General features: G+C 36.4%; 15 protein-coding genes and 1 riboswitch. All 15 genes read left to right on the top strand.

Annotated elements, in window-relative coordinates; all coding sequences use genetic code 11:
* Positions 1–153 precede the first annotated feature (153 nt).
* The 15 genes from NCCP28_RS19330 to purN all read left to right on the top strand — a co-directional run bounded on the left by NCCP28_RS19330 (position 154) and on the right by purN (position 13,777).
* On the top strand, positions 154–792 hold the full coding sequence (locus tag NCCP28_RS19330; RefSeq protein ID WP_248562858.1) for a VC0807 family protein: 639 nt from the start codon (positions 154–156) through the stop codon (positions 790–792).
* A gap of 31 nt (positions 793–823) precedes the next feature.
* Positions 824–1,420 (top strand): TetR/AcrR family transcriptional regulator, encoded by a 597-nt coding sequence (locus NCCP28_RS19325; RefSeq protein WP_248562857.1) that lies wholly within the window; start codon positions 824–826, stop codon positions 1,418–1,420.
* A gap of 93 nt (positions 1,421–1,513) precedes the next feature.
* Positions 1,514–2,188 carry a DUF2306 domain-containing protein gene (locus tag NCCP28_RS19320; RefSeq protein WP_248562856.1) on the top strand — a complete coding sequence of 225 codons (675 nt, stop codon included), beginning with the start codon at positions 1,514–1,516 and terminating at the stop codon, positions 2,186–2,188.
* 462 nt (positions 2,189–2,650) lie between these two features.
* A complete protein-coding gene (locus NCCP28_RS19315; RefSeq protein WP_248562855.1) occupies positions 2,651–3,211 on the top strand; it encodes a DUF2179 domain-containing protein in 561 nt (186 codons plus the stop codon).
* Positions 3,189–3,386, top strand: coding sequence for an NETI motif-containing protein (locus tag NCCP28_RS19310; protein WP_248562854.1), 198 nt, complete (start codon positions 3,189–3,191; stop codon positions 3,384–3,386). Before NCCP28_RS19315 ends, NCCP28_RS19310 begins: the two co-directional genes overlap by 23 nt.
* A gap of 105 nt (positions 3,387–3,491) precedes the next feature.
* Positions 3,492–3,593, top strand: a riboswitch (purine riboswitch).
* Positions 3,594–3,715: 122 nt separating this feature from the next.
* Positions 3,716–4,204: a 5-(carboxyamino)imidazole ribonucleotide mutase gene (gene purE, locus NCCP28_RS19305; RefSeq protein WP_248562853.1), complete on the top strand. Its 489-nt coding sequence runs from the start codon at positions 3,716–3,718 to the stop codon at positions 4,202–4,204.
* The gene (purK, locus tag NCCP28_RS19300) at positions 4,191–5,345 is read left to right on the top strand and encodes a 5-(carboxyamino)imidazole ribonucleotide synthase (protein ID WP_248562871.1); all 1,155 of its coding nucleotides are present in this window, start codon (positions 4,191–4,193) and stop codon (positions 5,343–5,345) included. The genes purE and purK overlap by 14 nt, the downstream gene beginning before the upstream one ends.
* A gap of 3 nt (positions 5,346–5,348) precedes the next feature.
* The gene (gene purB, locus NCCP28_RS19295; RefSeq protein WP_248562852.1) at positions 5,349–6,641 is read left to right on the top strand and encodes an adenylosuccinate lyase; all 1,293 of its coding nucleotides are present in this window, start codon (positions 5,349–5,351) and stop codon (positions 6,639–6,641) included.
* A gap of 129 nt (positions 6,642–6,770) precedes the next feature.
* Complete coding sequence (gene purC / locus NCCP28_RS19290; protein ID WP_248562851.1) at positions 6,771–7,490, top strand: phosphoribosylaminoimidazolesuccinocarboxamide synthase; 720 nt, start codon at positions 6,771–6,773, stop codon at positions 7,488–7,490.
* Positions 7,483–7,737 (top strand): phosphoribosylformylglycinamidine synthase subunit PurS, encoded by a 255-nt coding sequence (gene purS / locus NCCP28_RS19285; protein WP_248562850.1) that lies wholly within the window; start codon positions 7,483–7,485, stop codon positions 7,735–7,737. Before purC ends, purS begins: the two co-directional genes overlap by 8 nt.
* The gene (gene purQ / locus NCCP28_RS19280; RefSeq protein WP_248562849.1) at positions 7,734–8,420 is read left to right on the top strand and encodes a phosphoribosylformylglycinamidine synthase subunit PurQ; all 687 of its coding nucleotides are present in this window, start codon (positions 7,734–7,736) and stop codon (positions 8,418–8,420) included. Before purS ends, purQ begins: the two co-directional genes overlap by 4 nt.
* A complete protein-coding gene (gene purL, locus NCCP28_RS19275) occupies positions 8,404–10,620 on the top strand; it encodes a phosphoribosylformylglycinamidine synthase subunit PurL (RefSeq protein WP_248562848.1) in 2,217 nt (738 codons plus the stop codon). Before purQ ends, purL begins: the two co-directional genes overlap by 17 nt.
* On the top strand, positions 10,605–12,017 hold the full coding sequence (purF, locus tag NCCP28_RS19270) for an amidophosphoribosyltransferase (RefSeq protein WP_248562847.1): 1,413 nt from the start codon (positions 10,605–10,607) through the stop codon (positions 12,015–12,017). Before purL ends, purF begins: the two co-directional genes overlap by 16 nt.
* Before the next feature lie 150 nt (positions 12,018–12,167).
* Positions 12,168–13,196, top strand: coding sequence for a phosphoribosylformylglycinamidine cyclo-ligase (purM, locus tag NCCP28_RS19265; RefSeq protein WP_248562846.1), 1,029 nt, complete (start codon positions 12,168–12,170; stop codon positions 13,194–13,196).
* Between the two features lie 20 nt (positions 13,197–13,216).
* Positions 13,217–13,777 (top strand): phosphoribosylglycinamide formyltransferase, encoded by a 561-nt coding sequence (gene purN, locus NCCP28_RS19260; RefSeq protein WP_248562845.1) that lies wholly within the window; start codon positions 13,217–13,219, stop codon positions 13,775–13,777.
* Positions 13,778–13,800: the final 23 nt, after the last annotated feature.

Here is a 13,800-nt window from a genome sequence, read left to right as displayed (position 1 = left end):
AAAGCAAAAGAGCTAAAATGAATATATTTTAGCTCTTTTTTTATTATATAAAGAAATATATTAGGTTAAGATAAGTAGTTTTCAAAACCCTTTACAAACCGTCGGTCGGTTTGTTATATTATAAATAATAATAAATCATATGGAGGGATGCAAATGATAATTGATACAAAAAGAAAAGTAATACGGTATATCGTTACAACTATTATAGTAAATTTACTGGCTCCCTTACTTGTATACCATCTGATGTTGTATAAATATTCAAGTTTTCTTTCTTTATTAATTGCAACATCCATTCCTTTGTTCGATAATTTGTATCATATTACAAAAGATAAAAAAGTGGATGCCTTTGGATTATTGATGTTAGCAGGGTTCATATTAAGCTTGATTGCACTTTTATTAGGAGGAGATGAAAACATCATACTAATGAGGGAAAGCTTCGTCACAGGAATAATGGGATTAATTTTTATTGGGTCATTATTTCTATCTAAACCAATTATTTATTATATAGCCCTCAGATTTACATTAAATGAAAAAGAGAAGTCTAAAAAAGTTTTTGAGCAAAATTGGGAAATTCCGTATGGCCGATTTGTATTTCGATTAATTACGGCAGTATGGGGAGTTTCTTTAGTCGGAGAAGCAGTTGTAAGATTGTTTTTTTTAACAAGATTGAGCATTAGTTCATTTTTGATTGTCTCCCAGCTGCTCCTTTATTTTATTATTGGTGGAACCATTATTTGGACTATATTTTATAGGAGGTATGCTAAAAATAAGCTGGAGCAAATAAAAAATTAGTTAGCAATGATTTTATAAAGGATGGAAAAATATGAACAATAATAAATTATATGAAAATACCAGTTTTCAGCATATATTAAAAATAACAGAATCATTAATATTGAAAAAAGGGTGTAGCAGTACAACACTTAAAGACATTATAGATAGTTCCGGTCTTTCAAAAGGTGCTATATATCATTACGTCAGCAGTAAAAATGAGTTATATGGATTAATATTACAGTCAAAGATTGAAAAAATTAATGAATCATTTAATGATCAGATAAAGCTAGCAGTAGAATCAAAAGATACAAATGGACCATTCGATTTGGTTTCGCAGTTTTTTTATGAAAATCAGAAATCAGGAGATGCAGGCAATCTAATTTTTGTTTATTTATTAAGTCAAAATGATGTAAAGGTTAAGGCTATTTTAGAAAATATTTATGCTTTAAGTAGGAATGTAGGGGAAAAGTGGATAAAATCTGGTCAAGAAAATGGCGTTATTCCTACAGAGTTAGACGCTGGAAAATTTACAGATTTACTCATGACTTTTTCGTATGGTCTTAGAGTAAAACAAATAATCTCTCCAAAGGAAACGAAACAGTTGGATTTGAAGGATATAACTAAATTGATTATGAAGGCCCTTTCCTAGGTTTATTATGGAGAGGGTAAATTTCTAACTATTAAAAACCAACGGTCGGTATGTAAGTTGTGAATAACTATTCATATGACAGGAGGAATAAAAATGATAAAGAACAATACAGGAAGTAATAATGAATTTCGGATAATGATCATTTTATACAGCATTATTATTTTATTCTGTATCTACATTTTCTTTATGTTTTTATGGAGCGGAGTAGAGCAAGCACCTATTGTAATAGGAAAACTACAACAGAATTCTTTTTCTTTGTATATATGGAAACTATTTTTTTATCCCCATTTAGTTCTTGGGGCAATTGCCTTATTTATAGGCCCCTTTCAGCTAATGAGTTACAGCAGAAAAAATTTGAAGCTGCATAGATATTTAGGGAGAGTATATGCAATTAGTATTTTTATTAATGCATTGTGTACTCCGTATTTAAGTTTTTTTGCTACTGGTGGAAAAGCAAGCATGTATGCATTTTTAATACTCGATATTTTTTGGTTTGCTACTACTATCTTAGGAGTTATTTTTGCAGTAAGAAAACAAATTAATGAACATAAGACTTGGATTATTCGCAGTTTTGCAATTACGTGGGTGTTTGTGACATTTCGTATAGTAGCTATTCCTCTTTCTTGTATTTTCGATGCCCATATTAGTTTTCCGACAGCGGTTTACCTATCGATAATTTTAAATTTGGGAGCTGCGGAATTCGTTCAAAGGAAGAAGCTCATTAAAGGAAATATTTCAATGAATAATCAAAAGTTTAAGATGAAATAAAGAAAAAGAAACGGCGGTTAGGAAATCTAAAGATAAGAAATAGAAAATTCACCATTATTTCGTGGTAATTTAATAAAGCATGCGGAGGAAGCATACGATAATGGTGGTTTTGCAGTTTATTATGATGAAATGGCAACCAAGAAAGTATCACAATTGAGTATCGAAATGAATTATAATTGTATATCTTACAAGGGAGGATTTTGACAGAACAAACAGCATGATATATATAGTCCGATTACATGTTTGTCGAGAATAAGGCGTATTTGCTTATACAAAAACATTCTCAATAAATTAAAGCATGATTCATCAGTGTGGCGAATATAATTTCAAACTTTAGCAATTAATATCCTTTATACAAGTTTACTTCCTTATCAATAGGCAATTATAAAAGTAATGACTGCTGGCCCTTTTTACATACTATTTAAAATAGCGAATATTAAAGAGGAAATGGAAGTGAATTAATTGTTAGCAAATAGTGTTACAATGGTTATAATTATACTGCTTATCAATATTGTTTACGTATCTTTTTTCACAATTAGAATGATTTTAACTTTAAAGGGACAAAGATATTTAGCGGCAGCCTTAAGTGCTGTAGAAGTGGTGATTTATGTAATAGGATTGGGGCTAGTATTAGATAACCTAGATCAAATACAAAACTTAATAGCCTATGCGGTAGGGTATGCAATTGGAGTAATTGCAGGTATGAAAATAGAAGAAAAATTAGCATTGGGCTATATAACAGCAAATGTTATTACAAATGCTTATGATCATGATTTGCCTAAAGCGTTAAGAGAACAAGGATATGGAGTGACAAATTGGGCTGCACACGGCTTGGAAGGAGATCGAATGGCGCTGCAAATTCTCACTCCCAGAAAATACGAACTCCGTTTATATGAAACAATAAAAAAGATCGACCCAAAAGCATTTATTATTGCATACGAACCAAAAACTATATACGGGGGCTTTTGGGTAAAAAGCGTTAAGAAAGGAAAATTATTTCATGGTCCAAAAAATGAAGTTTGAAGTGCAAGAAAAGGAAACAGTGATAGAATGTTTAGATCGTATAAAAAAAGATGGATATACACCCATTAAAAGAGTAGAAAAGCCTATATTTAAAGAAGTAATAAAAAGCGGATCAAAAACATATGAGCCTATTTCAAGCAAAATTATTTTTGAAGCGGTAAAGATTAATCAGTAAATCACGAACATTAAATGTAAAGAAAGTTTAATTGTTCGATTTTTTTGTTGACAATTTATGAAATTGCTTGTTAATATGATATAGTGTTAAACAAACAAAAAACAAATTTAAAAATTTAATAGCCCTCATATAATATTGGGAATATGGCCCATAAGTTTCTACCCAGCAACCGTAAATTGCAGGACTATGAGGGAAAGTGAATGATGCCGGCAAAAGAAAATAGCTTGTTTTATTTTCTTTCTATTAGCCCTAGACAGATACTTTCTCTCATAAGTAGAAGCAGCTGTCTAGGGCTTTTTATACGTAATTTATTCATCGGGAGGGAAAAGATGACTGCTCAAATTGGCGTTATCATGGGAAGTAAATCAGATTGGGAAACAATGAAACATGCATGTGATATTCTAGATCAGCTTGAAGTGAACTATGAGAAAAAAGTGGTTTCAGCACATCGAACTCCTGATTTAATGTTTAAATATGCAGAAGAAGCAAGAGATAGAGGCATTAAAGCGATTATTGCAGGAGCGGGAGGAGCGGCGCATCTGCCAGGTATGGTTGCAGCGAAAACAACATTGCCGGTTATTGGCGTGCCTGTTCAGTCAAGAGCGCTGAATGGTCTGGATTCTCTATTATCGATTGTTCAAATGCCAGGAGGAGTACCAGTCGCAACGGTGGCAATCGGCAAAGCGGGCGCAGTAAATGCGGGACTGCTGGCAGCACAAATGATTGGCGCAACAGACCTTGCATTGGCAGAAAGAATTAATCAATTAAGAGAAAAAACGAAAAATGAGGTTATAGAAAGTAGTGATGAACTTGTCTAATTCAATGATTCTGCCAGGCCAGACAATTGGTATTATTGGCGGTGGGCAATTAGGAAGAATGATGGCGCTGGCGGCAAAGGCACAAGGCTTTCGAATTGCAGTTTTAGATCCGATCGAAGATTCTCCTTGTGGGCAAGTAGCCGATTATAAAATAGTCGATGCATATGATAGCATTACTGCAATACAGGAACTGTCCAAGGTAAGTGATGTTATTACGTACGAATTTGAAAACATCGATGCTGCTGCACTAGATTGGCTGAAAAAAAATGCAAATGTGCCTCAAGGATCAGAATTATTGGAAATTACACAAGATCGCATCAAGGAAAAACAGGCTATAGAGCAAGCTGGCATTAAAGTCGCACCATACAAAATAATTGAAGAACCTATCGATATTAGAGAAGGTTTATCCGAATTAGGCTATCCAGCTGTTTTAAAAACAGCTCGGGGAGGTTATGATGGAAAAGGCCAGTATGTTATAAAGGAAAGCAGTCAAATTGAAGAGGCGGAATTGCTGCTGGATAATGGATGTTGTGTATTAGAGAGCTGGATTCCATTTGAGAAGGAAATATCCGTTATCGTTACAAGAAGCCAAAAAGGCGAAAATACTGTTTTTCCTGTAAGTGAGAATATCCATATCAATAATATTTTACATGAGTCTATTGTTCCTGCAAGAATAACTGAATATGCAAAAGAATTAGCGATTGAAAAAGCGAATAAATTAGCAGAATTTCTAAATTTAACAGGTACATTGGCTGTTGAAATGTTCTTAGCAGCAAATGATGAAATTTATATTAATGAATTGGCTCCAAGACCACATAACTCAGGGCATTATACAATTGAGGCTTGTGAAACCTCTCAATTTGAACAGCATATCCGGGCTATCTGCAATTGGCCACTTGCTAGTACTAGACTACTAAGACCTGCTGTAATGGTTAATATTTTAGGGGAACATCAAGAGCAGATTATCGACAAAATAGGAGACCTTCAAGATTGGAAAATCCACTTATATGGAAAAGAAGATCCAAAGGAAAAAAGAAAAATGGGGCATGCTACATTGCTTCGGTCATCTGTTGAAATTGCTTTAGATGAAATCGAAAATACTAACATATGGAATTTACAGACAGAAAAAATCGGAGGATAAGAGATGATCGATCGTTACACAAGACCAGAAATGGGCAAAATTTGGACAGAAGAAAATCGTTTTCAAGCATGGCTGGAAGTAGAAATACTTGCTTGTGAAGCATGGGTAAAACTAGGTGACATCCCAGAAGAAGATGTAAAAAAAATTCGTGAAAATGCTTCTTTTGATATCAACAGAATCCAAGAAATTGAGCAAGATACAAGACATGATGTAGTTGCTTTTACAAGAGCAGTTTCAGAAACGCTTGGTGAAGAAAGAAAATGGGTGCACTATGGATTAACTTCTACAGATGTTGTAGATACAGCACTTTCTTATTTGATTAGACAGGCGAATGAAATTATTTTAAAAGATATCGAAAACTTCATTGAAGTATTAAAAAATAAAGCGCAAGAGCATAAATATACTGTAATGATGGGGCGTACACATGGTGTACATGCAGAACCAACTACGTTTGGCCTGAAGTTAGCTTTATGGCATGAAGAAATGAAGCGCAATTTGGAAAGATTTAAAGCTGCTGCTGCTGGCATCGAATACGGCAAAATTTCAGGTGCAGTAGGAACGTATGCAAATATTGATCCATTTGTTGAACAATATGTATGTGAACAATTAGGGTTAAAACCAGCGCCAATTTCAACCCAAACATTGCAGCGTGATCGCCATGCTGATTATATGTCAACACTTGCATTAATTGCTACTTCTATTGAAAAATTTGCTGTAGAGATTCGTGGACTGCAAAAAAGTGAAACAAGAGAAGTAGAAGAATTTTTTGCAAAAGGCCAAAAAGGTTCTTCTGCAATGCCGCATAAACGCAATCCAATCGGATCAGAGAACATGGCTGGTCTTGCAAGAGTAATCCGTGGATATATGCTAACTGCATATGAAAATGTTCCATTATGGCATGAAAGAGATATTTCTCATTCTTCCGCAGAGCGCATTATTATTCCAGATGCAACAATTGCGCTAAATTACATGTTGAACCGCTTTAGCAATATCGTAAAGAATTTAACTGTATATCCAGAAAATATGAAACGAAATATGGATCGCACTTTAGGCTTAATTTATTCGCAACGTGTATTGCTTGCACTAATTGACAAAGGCTTAACAAGAGAAGAAGCATATGACACAGTACAGCCTAGAGCAATGGAATCATGGGAAAAGCAAGTGCCTTTCCGTCAACTGGTGGATGCTGATGAAGTGATTTCTTCTAAGCTAACAAAAGAAGAAATTGATGACTGTTTCGATTACCATTTTCATATTAAGCATGTTGATACAATCTTCACTCGTCTTGGTCTATAGGAAACAAATAATGCTGGACTCTTTCCTTGATGAGGGAGTCTGGCGGTTTGAAAATTTCGAATCATGCTAAAATTAAGTTTTATAGATTTTCGTTTTATCCCTAATTTTTTTGATAAGGAGACTCTTCAAATGGAAAAGAGAGCTTTATTGTATGAAGGAAAAGCAAAAAGAGTATATGGAACCAATGATGATAATATCGTTTGGTTGGAATATAAGGACTCTGCAACAGCCTTTAATGGCGAAAAAAAAGCGGATATAACTGGAAAAGGCCGCTTAAATAATGAGATTACTAGTTTATTATTTTTAAAGCTACAAGAATTAGGAATTCAATCGCATTTTGTGGAGAGAATTTCCGAAACAGAACAGTTGGTAAAAAAAGTAAGCATTATTCCATTAGAGGTAGTAGTTAGGAATGTTGCAGCAGGCAGTTTTTCAAAAAGATTAGGAATAAAAGAGGGACTTCCTTTATCGAAGCCAATTGTTGAATTTTATTATAAAGATGATGCATTAGGCGATCCGCTAATTATCGAAGCCCATATCGAAGAGCTAAAACTTGCTGAATCAGAAGAAGTTGTGCTGCTGAAAAAGAGAGCATTGGAAGTAAACAAAGTACTTAGCAGCTTTTTCTCAAAATTAGGCATTCAATTAATAGATTTTAAATTAGAGTTTGGAAAAGATCAAAATGGTGAAGTTCTCCTTGCAGATGAAATCTCGCCTGATACTTGTCGACTTTGGGATAAAAATACAAATGAAAAACTGGATAAAGATGTTTTTCGCAGAGATTTAGGAAACTTAACAGAGGCATATGAGAACATTTTAACTAGATTAGGGGGACAACAACATGTTTAAAGTTAAAGTATACATTACATTAAGAGAGAGCGTATTAGATCCACAAGGAAATGCTGTGAAAGGTTCTTTGCATTCGTTGGACTATAAAGAAGTGAGTGATGTACGCATCGGAAAATACTTGGAACTGACAATTGAAAAGTCAGAAAAAAATATTGATGAAGTTGTAAAAGAAATGTGCGAAAAATTATTGGCGAATACAGTAATTGAGGACTATAGCTATGAGATTGAGGAGGTTGTTGCACTGTGAAATTCGCAGTAATCGTATTTCCGGGATCCAATTGTGATGTCGACATGTTTCATGCAATTAAGGATGAGTTAGGGGAAGAAGTAGAATACGTTTGGCATGATGCTGAAAGCTTGGAAGGATTTGACGGAATTCTGCTGCCAGGCGGATTCTCATATGGAGATTATTTGCGTACGGGTGCAATTGCCAGATTCAGTAATGTGATGAAAGAAGTTGTGAAAGCAGCAGAAGCAGGAAAACCAGTACTAGGTGTATGCAATGGATTTCAGATTTTGCTGGAGGCAGGACTTCTGCCAGGTGCGATGAGAAGAAATGATCGTTTAAAATTTATTTGCCGTCCTGTGGAATTAAAGGTAACAAATAACCAATCGATGTTTTCTTCCGTATATGAGGAAGAAGAAGTGATCACAGTTCCAATTGCGCATGGTGAAGGAAACTACTATTGCGATGAGGAAACACTTGTCAAATTAAAAGAAAATAATCAAATTATTTTTACTTATAATGGTGAAAATCCAAATGGAAGCTTAGAAAATATTGCAGGAATTATAAATGAAAAGGGAAATGTCCTCGGAATGATGCCACACCCTGAAAGAGCGGTCGATGAGCTGTTAGGTGGAGCAGATGGTCTGAAAATATTCCAATCAATCGTTAAACAGTGGAGGGAAGCAAATGTCGTTAATGCTTGAGCCAAGTCCAGAACAAATTAAAACAGAAGAAATTTACAAACAGATGGGTGTAACGGACGAAGAATTTGCGATGGTAGAGAAAATTCTAGGCCGACTTCCTAATTATACAGAGACTGGTTTGTTTTCTGTTATGTGGTCAGAACATTGCAGCTATAAAAATTCAAAGCCTGTTCTAAAAAAATTCCCAACGACAGGTCCACAAGTATTACAAGGTCCTGGAGAAGGTGCGGGAATTGTTGATATTGGCGATGGCCAAGCGGTAGCCTTTAAAATTGAAAGCCACAACCATCCATCAGCAATTGAACCATATCAAGGGGCTGCAACTGGGGTAGGCGGAATTATCCGTGATGTATTCTCTATGGGCGCAAGACCAATTGCTATTCTCAACTCTTTGCGTTTTGGCGAATTAGACAATGAACGCACAAAATATTTATTTAAAGAAGTGGTTGCAGGGATTGCAGGATATGGAAATTGTATTGGAATTCCAACGGTTGGCGGAGAAATAGCATTTGACAGTTCTTATGCTGGCAATCCACTTGTTAATGCTATGTGTGTAGGATTAATTAATCATGAAGACATTAAAAAAGGGCAAGCACACGGTGTCGGCAATACAGTAATGTATGTTGGTGCCAAAACTGGCCGAGATGGCATCCATGGTGCAACATTTGCTTCGGAAGAGCTAACAGAGAATTCCGATGAAAAACGTCCAGCAGTTCAAGTTGGAGATCCATTTATGGAAAAGCTGCTGTTAGAAGCATGTTTAGAATTAATTCAGTCAGATGCATTAGTAGGAATTCAGGATATGGGAGCTGCAGGTCTTGCAAGTTCAAGTGCAGAAATGGCAAGTAAAGCTGGTTCAGGAATTGAAATGAATTTAGATTTAGTGCCACAGCGTGAAACAGGAATGACGGCATATGAAATGATGCTTTCTGAATCACAAGAACGCATGCTGATTGTTGTGAAAAAAGGAAGAGAACAAGAAATAAAAGACCTTTTCTATAAATATGATTTAGAAGCAGTATCAATTGGAGTAGTAACAGACGATAAAATGCTTCGTCTTCTTCATAAAGGAGAAGTAGTGGCAAATGTTCCTGCTGATGCATTAGCAGAAGATGCTCCAGTTTATCATAAGCCATCAAAAGAACCACAGTATTTCCGTGAGTTCCAAGCAATGGAAAGTAGTGTTCCTGCTATTGAAAATTATGGGGAAACATTAGCTGATTTATTAAAGCAGCCAACTATTTCAAGCAAAGAATGGGTTTATGATCAGTATGATTATATGGTTCGTACAAATACGGTAGTAGCCCCGGGCTCTGATGCAGCGGTTGTTCGTATTCGTGGCACTAAAAAGGCATTAGCGATGACAACAGATTGTAATGCTCGTTACCTATATCTTGATCCTGAAACAGGCGGTAAAATTGCGGTTGCAGAAGCAGCAAGAAATATCGTATGTTCCGGTGGGGAGCCATTGGCGATTACAGATAACTTAAACTTTGGAAATCCAGAAAAACCAGAAATCTTCTGGCAGATTGAAAAGGCGGCTGATGGAATCAGTGAAGCGTGCCTTGCCTTAAATGCCCCAGTCATCGGCGGGAATGTGTCTTTATATAATGAAACAAATGGAACGGCTATTTATCCAACACCAGTAATTGGCATGGTTGGCTTAATAAAAGATATAGACCATATTACTACACAAGCATTCAAAAATGCAGGAGACCTTATTTATCTTCTTGGCGAAACGAAGGAAGAGTTTGGTGGAAGCGAGCTGCAGAAGATGGTAGAAGGTTCTATTTCCGGAAAAGCTCCTGTATTGGATTTAGAAAAAGAAAAAGCATGTCAATCTATGGTATTAGAAGCAATTCGTGCAGGTGTAGTAGAATCAGCACATGATTTGGCAGAAGGCGGATTTGCGGTTGCAGCTGCTGAAAGTTTATTTGGCTCCAAAGGATTGGGTGCCGATATTCAAGTGGATGGCACACCAGCAGCAGCATTATTCAGTGAGACACAATCAAGATTTTTACTTTCTGTTAAACCAGAAAATAAAGCTAAGTTTGAACAATTAGTTTCTGCACAATTAATTGGAGAAGTGACGAATACAGCCACACTTACCATTAGCCAAGGGGAAGATATTCTGATTAATGAACAGGTAGACTTATTAGAAGCTGCCTGGAGAGGGGCAATTCCATGCTTGCTGAAATAAGAGGCTTAAATGAAGAATGTGGGGTATTTGGCGTTTGGGGGCATGAAGATGCTGCCCAAGTAACTTATTATGGTCTTCATAGCCTGCAGCATCGAGGCCAGGAAGGCACAGGCATTGTGGCAACAGATGGAAAACAGCTGAAAGGAATGAAAGGCGAAGGCCTGGTTTCAGAGATATTTACTCAAGAAGCAATAAAAGAATTAACTGGAAAAGCTGCTATTGGCCATGTTCGATATGCGACAGCAGGCGGCGGCGGTTATGAGAATGTTCAGCCTTTGCTCTTTCACTTCCAAAGCGGCAGTATGGCACTTGCCCATAATGGAAATTTAGTGAATGCAACAGCATTAAAAAGCCAATTGGAAGCACAGGGAAGCATTTTTCAAACAAGTTCCGATACAGAAGTTGTGGCCCATCTAATTAGAAGAGGCGGATTTCAAGCATTTAATGAGCGTGTGAAAAACGCATTGACGATGGTAAAAGGTGCATATGCCTTCTTAATTATGACGGAAACAGAGTTAATGGTTGCTCTAGATCCAAATGGCATGAGACCACTTTCTTTAGGGAAATTAGGGAATGGTTACGTAGTAGCATCGGAAACATGTGCATTTGATGTAGTAGGCGCTGAATTTATCCGTGATGTTTTGCCTGGAGAACTGCTGATTATTGATGATAATGGTTTCCGTTCTGAAATGTTTTCTGTAGCATCTAATAATGCCATGTGCGCCATGGAATATGTCTATTTTTCCAGACCTGACAGCAATATTAATGGCATAAATGTTCATACAGCCCGCAAGAATTTAGGGAAACGTCTTGCATCAGAAGCGCCGATAGAGGCAGATGTTGTAACAGGGGTGCCGGATTCCAGCATTTCTGCAGCGATTGGTTATGCAGAAGCTACAGGCATTCCATATGAATTAGGCCTGATTAAAAACCGTTATGTTGGAAGAACATTTATCCAGCCTTCCCAATCATTAAGAGAACAAGGAGTTAAAATGAAACTTTCTCCTGTCCGCGGTGTAGTAGAAGGAAAACGGGTTATTATGGTAGATGATTCTATCGTTCGTGGTACTACAAGCAAAAGAATTGTTACAATGCTTCGTGAAGCGGGAGCAACAGAAGTGCATGTATTAATTAGTTCACCACCAATTAAAAATCCATGTTTCTATGGAATTGACACATCAACAAAAGAAGAACTGATTGCCTCCAAATATTCTGTGGAAGAGCTCCGCGAATTAATTGGAGCAGATTCTTTAATATTCTTAAGCACTGAAGGAATGATTGATGCAATTGGCAGAACCGATGAAGGGGAAACAAAAGGGCATTGTTTAGCATGCTTTACAGGAAAATACCCTACAGAAATTTACCCATCGACACTGCATCCATATGAAAAAGTGTAATAGGTGGAATGGTTTATAGAAAAAAGAAAAAGCGGCATGTTGGGATGTCGCTTTTCTTTTGAAAAAATACTCTAGCAGGAAGAGTTTTTTTAGCTGCAAAAAATGGAATAATACGAAATTTGGATTTGTTTTAATCATAGGAGGATTAAGATGGCTGAAGCTTATAAACAGGCAGGAGTTAATATTGAAGCAGGATATGAAGCTGTAACAAGAATGAAAAAACATGTAAAGAAAACAATGAGACCAGGTGTTATGGGCGGACTTGGCGGATTTGGCGGTATGTTTGATTTATCTGTTTTAAATTTGAAAAATCCTGTATTGGTTTCGGGAACAGATGGTGTTGGAACAAAATTGATGCTTGCATTTATGATGGACAGACATGATACCATTGGAATTGATGCTGTGGCAATGTGTGTAAATGATATTGTGGTGCAAGGAGCAGAACCAATTTATTTCCTTGATTATATTGCTTGTGGAAAAGCAGAGCCAGCAAAAATTGAAGCAATTGTTAAAGGAATTGCAGAAGGCTGTGAGCAAGCTGGCAGTGCCTTAGTTGGCGGAGAAACAGCTGAAATGCCTGGGATGTATAGTGAAGAAGAGTATGATTTAGCAGGGTTTGCTGTTGGTGCTTGTGAAAAAGACCAATTGATTACAGGGGAGAATATCAAGCCTGGAGATGTATTGATTGGACTAGCTTCAAGCGGTATTCACAGCAATGGCTATTCATTGGTTAGAAAACTATTTTTAGAGGAAGCAAAAATGTCTCTAACTGATTATGTGGATGAATTGGGATGCACATTAGGTGAAGAATTGTTGAAACCGACGAAAATCTATGTGAAATCTGTATTGTCTGCACTAAAGCAATTCGAAATTAAAGGCCTAGCTCATATTACTGGTGGCGGATTCATTGAAAATATCCCAAGAATGTTAAAAGATGGATTAGGGATGGAACTTTATGAAAGCAACTGGGAAGTGCCAGCGGTTTTTGAATTAATGCAATCCATTGGAAAACTAGAGCGCAAAGAAATGTATAATATCTTTAATATGGGAACAGGAATGGTTGTAGCTGTAGATCAAGCAGTAGAAGAAGAGGCTTTAGCTCATTTTGCTAGTATTGGAGAAAAGGCATATACAATTGGCAAAGTGACAGGAGACGGACAAATTAATATCGTCTTTTAAATAATAGCGGAGGAAATGAAATGAAGAATATTGCTATTTTTGCATCAGGCAGCGGGTCGAACTTTCAAGCAATCGTTGATGCAGTGGAGTCGAAAGAGTTACAGGCACATATTAGATTATTGGTTTGCGACAAAAAGGAAGCATACGTAATTGAAAGAGCAAAAAAACATGATATTCCTTCCTTTGTTTTTACTGCGAGTGACTATGTAAACAAACAAGAATTTGAAGAAGCTATATTAAAAGAATTGCAGGCAAATGAGGTAGAGCTGATTATATTAGCTGGTTATATGCGTTTGATTGGTAAAACGCTTTTGGAGTCATATTCGCAAAAAATAGTCAATATTCATCCTTCTTTACTTCCGCAGTTTCCGGGAAAAGATGCGATTGGACAAGCTCTAGAAGCAGAAGTACAGCAAACAGGCGTAACCGTACATTATGTAGATGAAGGAATGGATACAGGTCCTATTATTGCACAACAGGAAATTAGCATTGCAGCTAATGAAACAAAAGAAAGTCTGCAAGAAAAAATTCATGCATTGGAACATGTGCTTTATCCTAAAACGATTAAAACCATTATTTAGCAAGAACAGGGAACTCTAACGAT

Origin of the sequence: Niallia sp. NCCP-28 (assembly GCF_023168165.1) — a bacterium.
Taxonomy (GTDB): Bacteria; Bacillota; Bacilli; order Bacillales; family Cytobacillaceae; genus Niallia.
The sequence above is the reverse complement of the archived record's forward strand: the minus strand, read 5'-3'. Positions and strand labels throughout refer to the sequence as shown.

What these genes read in the sequence shown, in the direction of transcription:
- NCCP28_RS19330 (WP_248562858.1), top strand. Translation starts at nt 154, where the DNA reads ATGATAATTGATACAAAAAGAAAAGTAATACGGTATATCGTTACAACT.
- NCCP28_RS19325 (WP_248562857.1), top strand. Translation starts at nt 824, where the DNA reads ATGAACAATAATAAATTATATGAAAATACCAGTTTTCAGCATATATTA.
- NCCP28_RS19320 (WP_248562856.1), top strand. Translation starts at nt 1,514, where the DNA reads ATGATAAAGAACAATACAGGAAGTAATAATGAATTTCGGATAATGATC.
- NCCP28_RS19310 (WP_248562854.1), top strand. Translation starts at nt 3,189, where the DNA reads ATGGTCCAAAAAATGAAGTTTGAAGTGCAAGAAAAGGAAACAGTGATA.
- purE (WP_248562853.1), top strand. Translation starts at nt 3,716, where the DNA reads ATGACTGCTCAAATTGGCGTTATCATGGGAAGTAAATCAGATTGGGAA.
- purK (WP_248562871.1), top strand. Translation starts at nt 4,191, where the DNA reads ATGAACTTGTCTAATTCAATGATTCTGCCAGGCCAGACAATTGGTATT.
- purB (WP_248562852.1), top strand. Translation starts at nt 5,349, where the DNA reads ATGATCGATCGTTACACAAGACCAGAAATGGGCAAAATTTGGACAGAA.
- purC (WP_248562851.1), top strand. Translation starts at nt 6,771, where the DNA reads ATGGAAAAGAGAGCTTTATTGTATGAAGGAAAAGCAAAAAGAGTATAT.
- purS (WP_248562850.1), top strand. Translation starts at nt 7,483, where the DNA reads ATGTTTAAAGTTAAAGTATACATTACATTAAGAGAGAGCGTATTAGAT.
- purL (WP_248562848.1), top strand. Translation starts at nt 8,404, where the DNA reads ATGTCGTTAATGCTTGAGCCAAGTCCAGAACAAATTAAAACAGAAGAA.
- purF (WP_248562847.1), top strand. Translation starts at nt 10,605, where the DNA reads ATGCTTGCTGAAATAAGAGGCTTAAATGAAGAATGTGGGGTATTTGGC.
- purM (WP_248562846.1), top strand. Translation starts at nt 12,168, where the DNA reads ATGGCTGAAGCTTATAAACAGGCAGGAGTTAATATTGAAGCAGGATAT.
- purN (WP_248562845.1), top strand. Translation starts at nt 13,217, where the DNA reads ATGAAGAATATTGCTATTTTTGCATCAGGCAGCGGGTCGAACTTTCAA.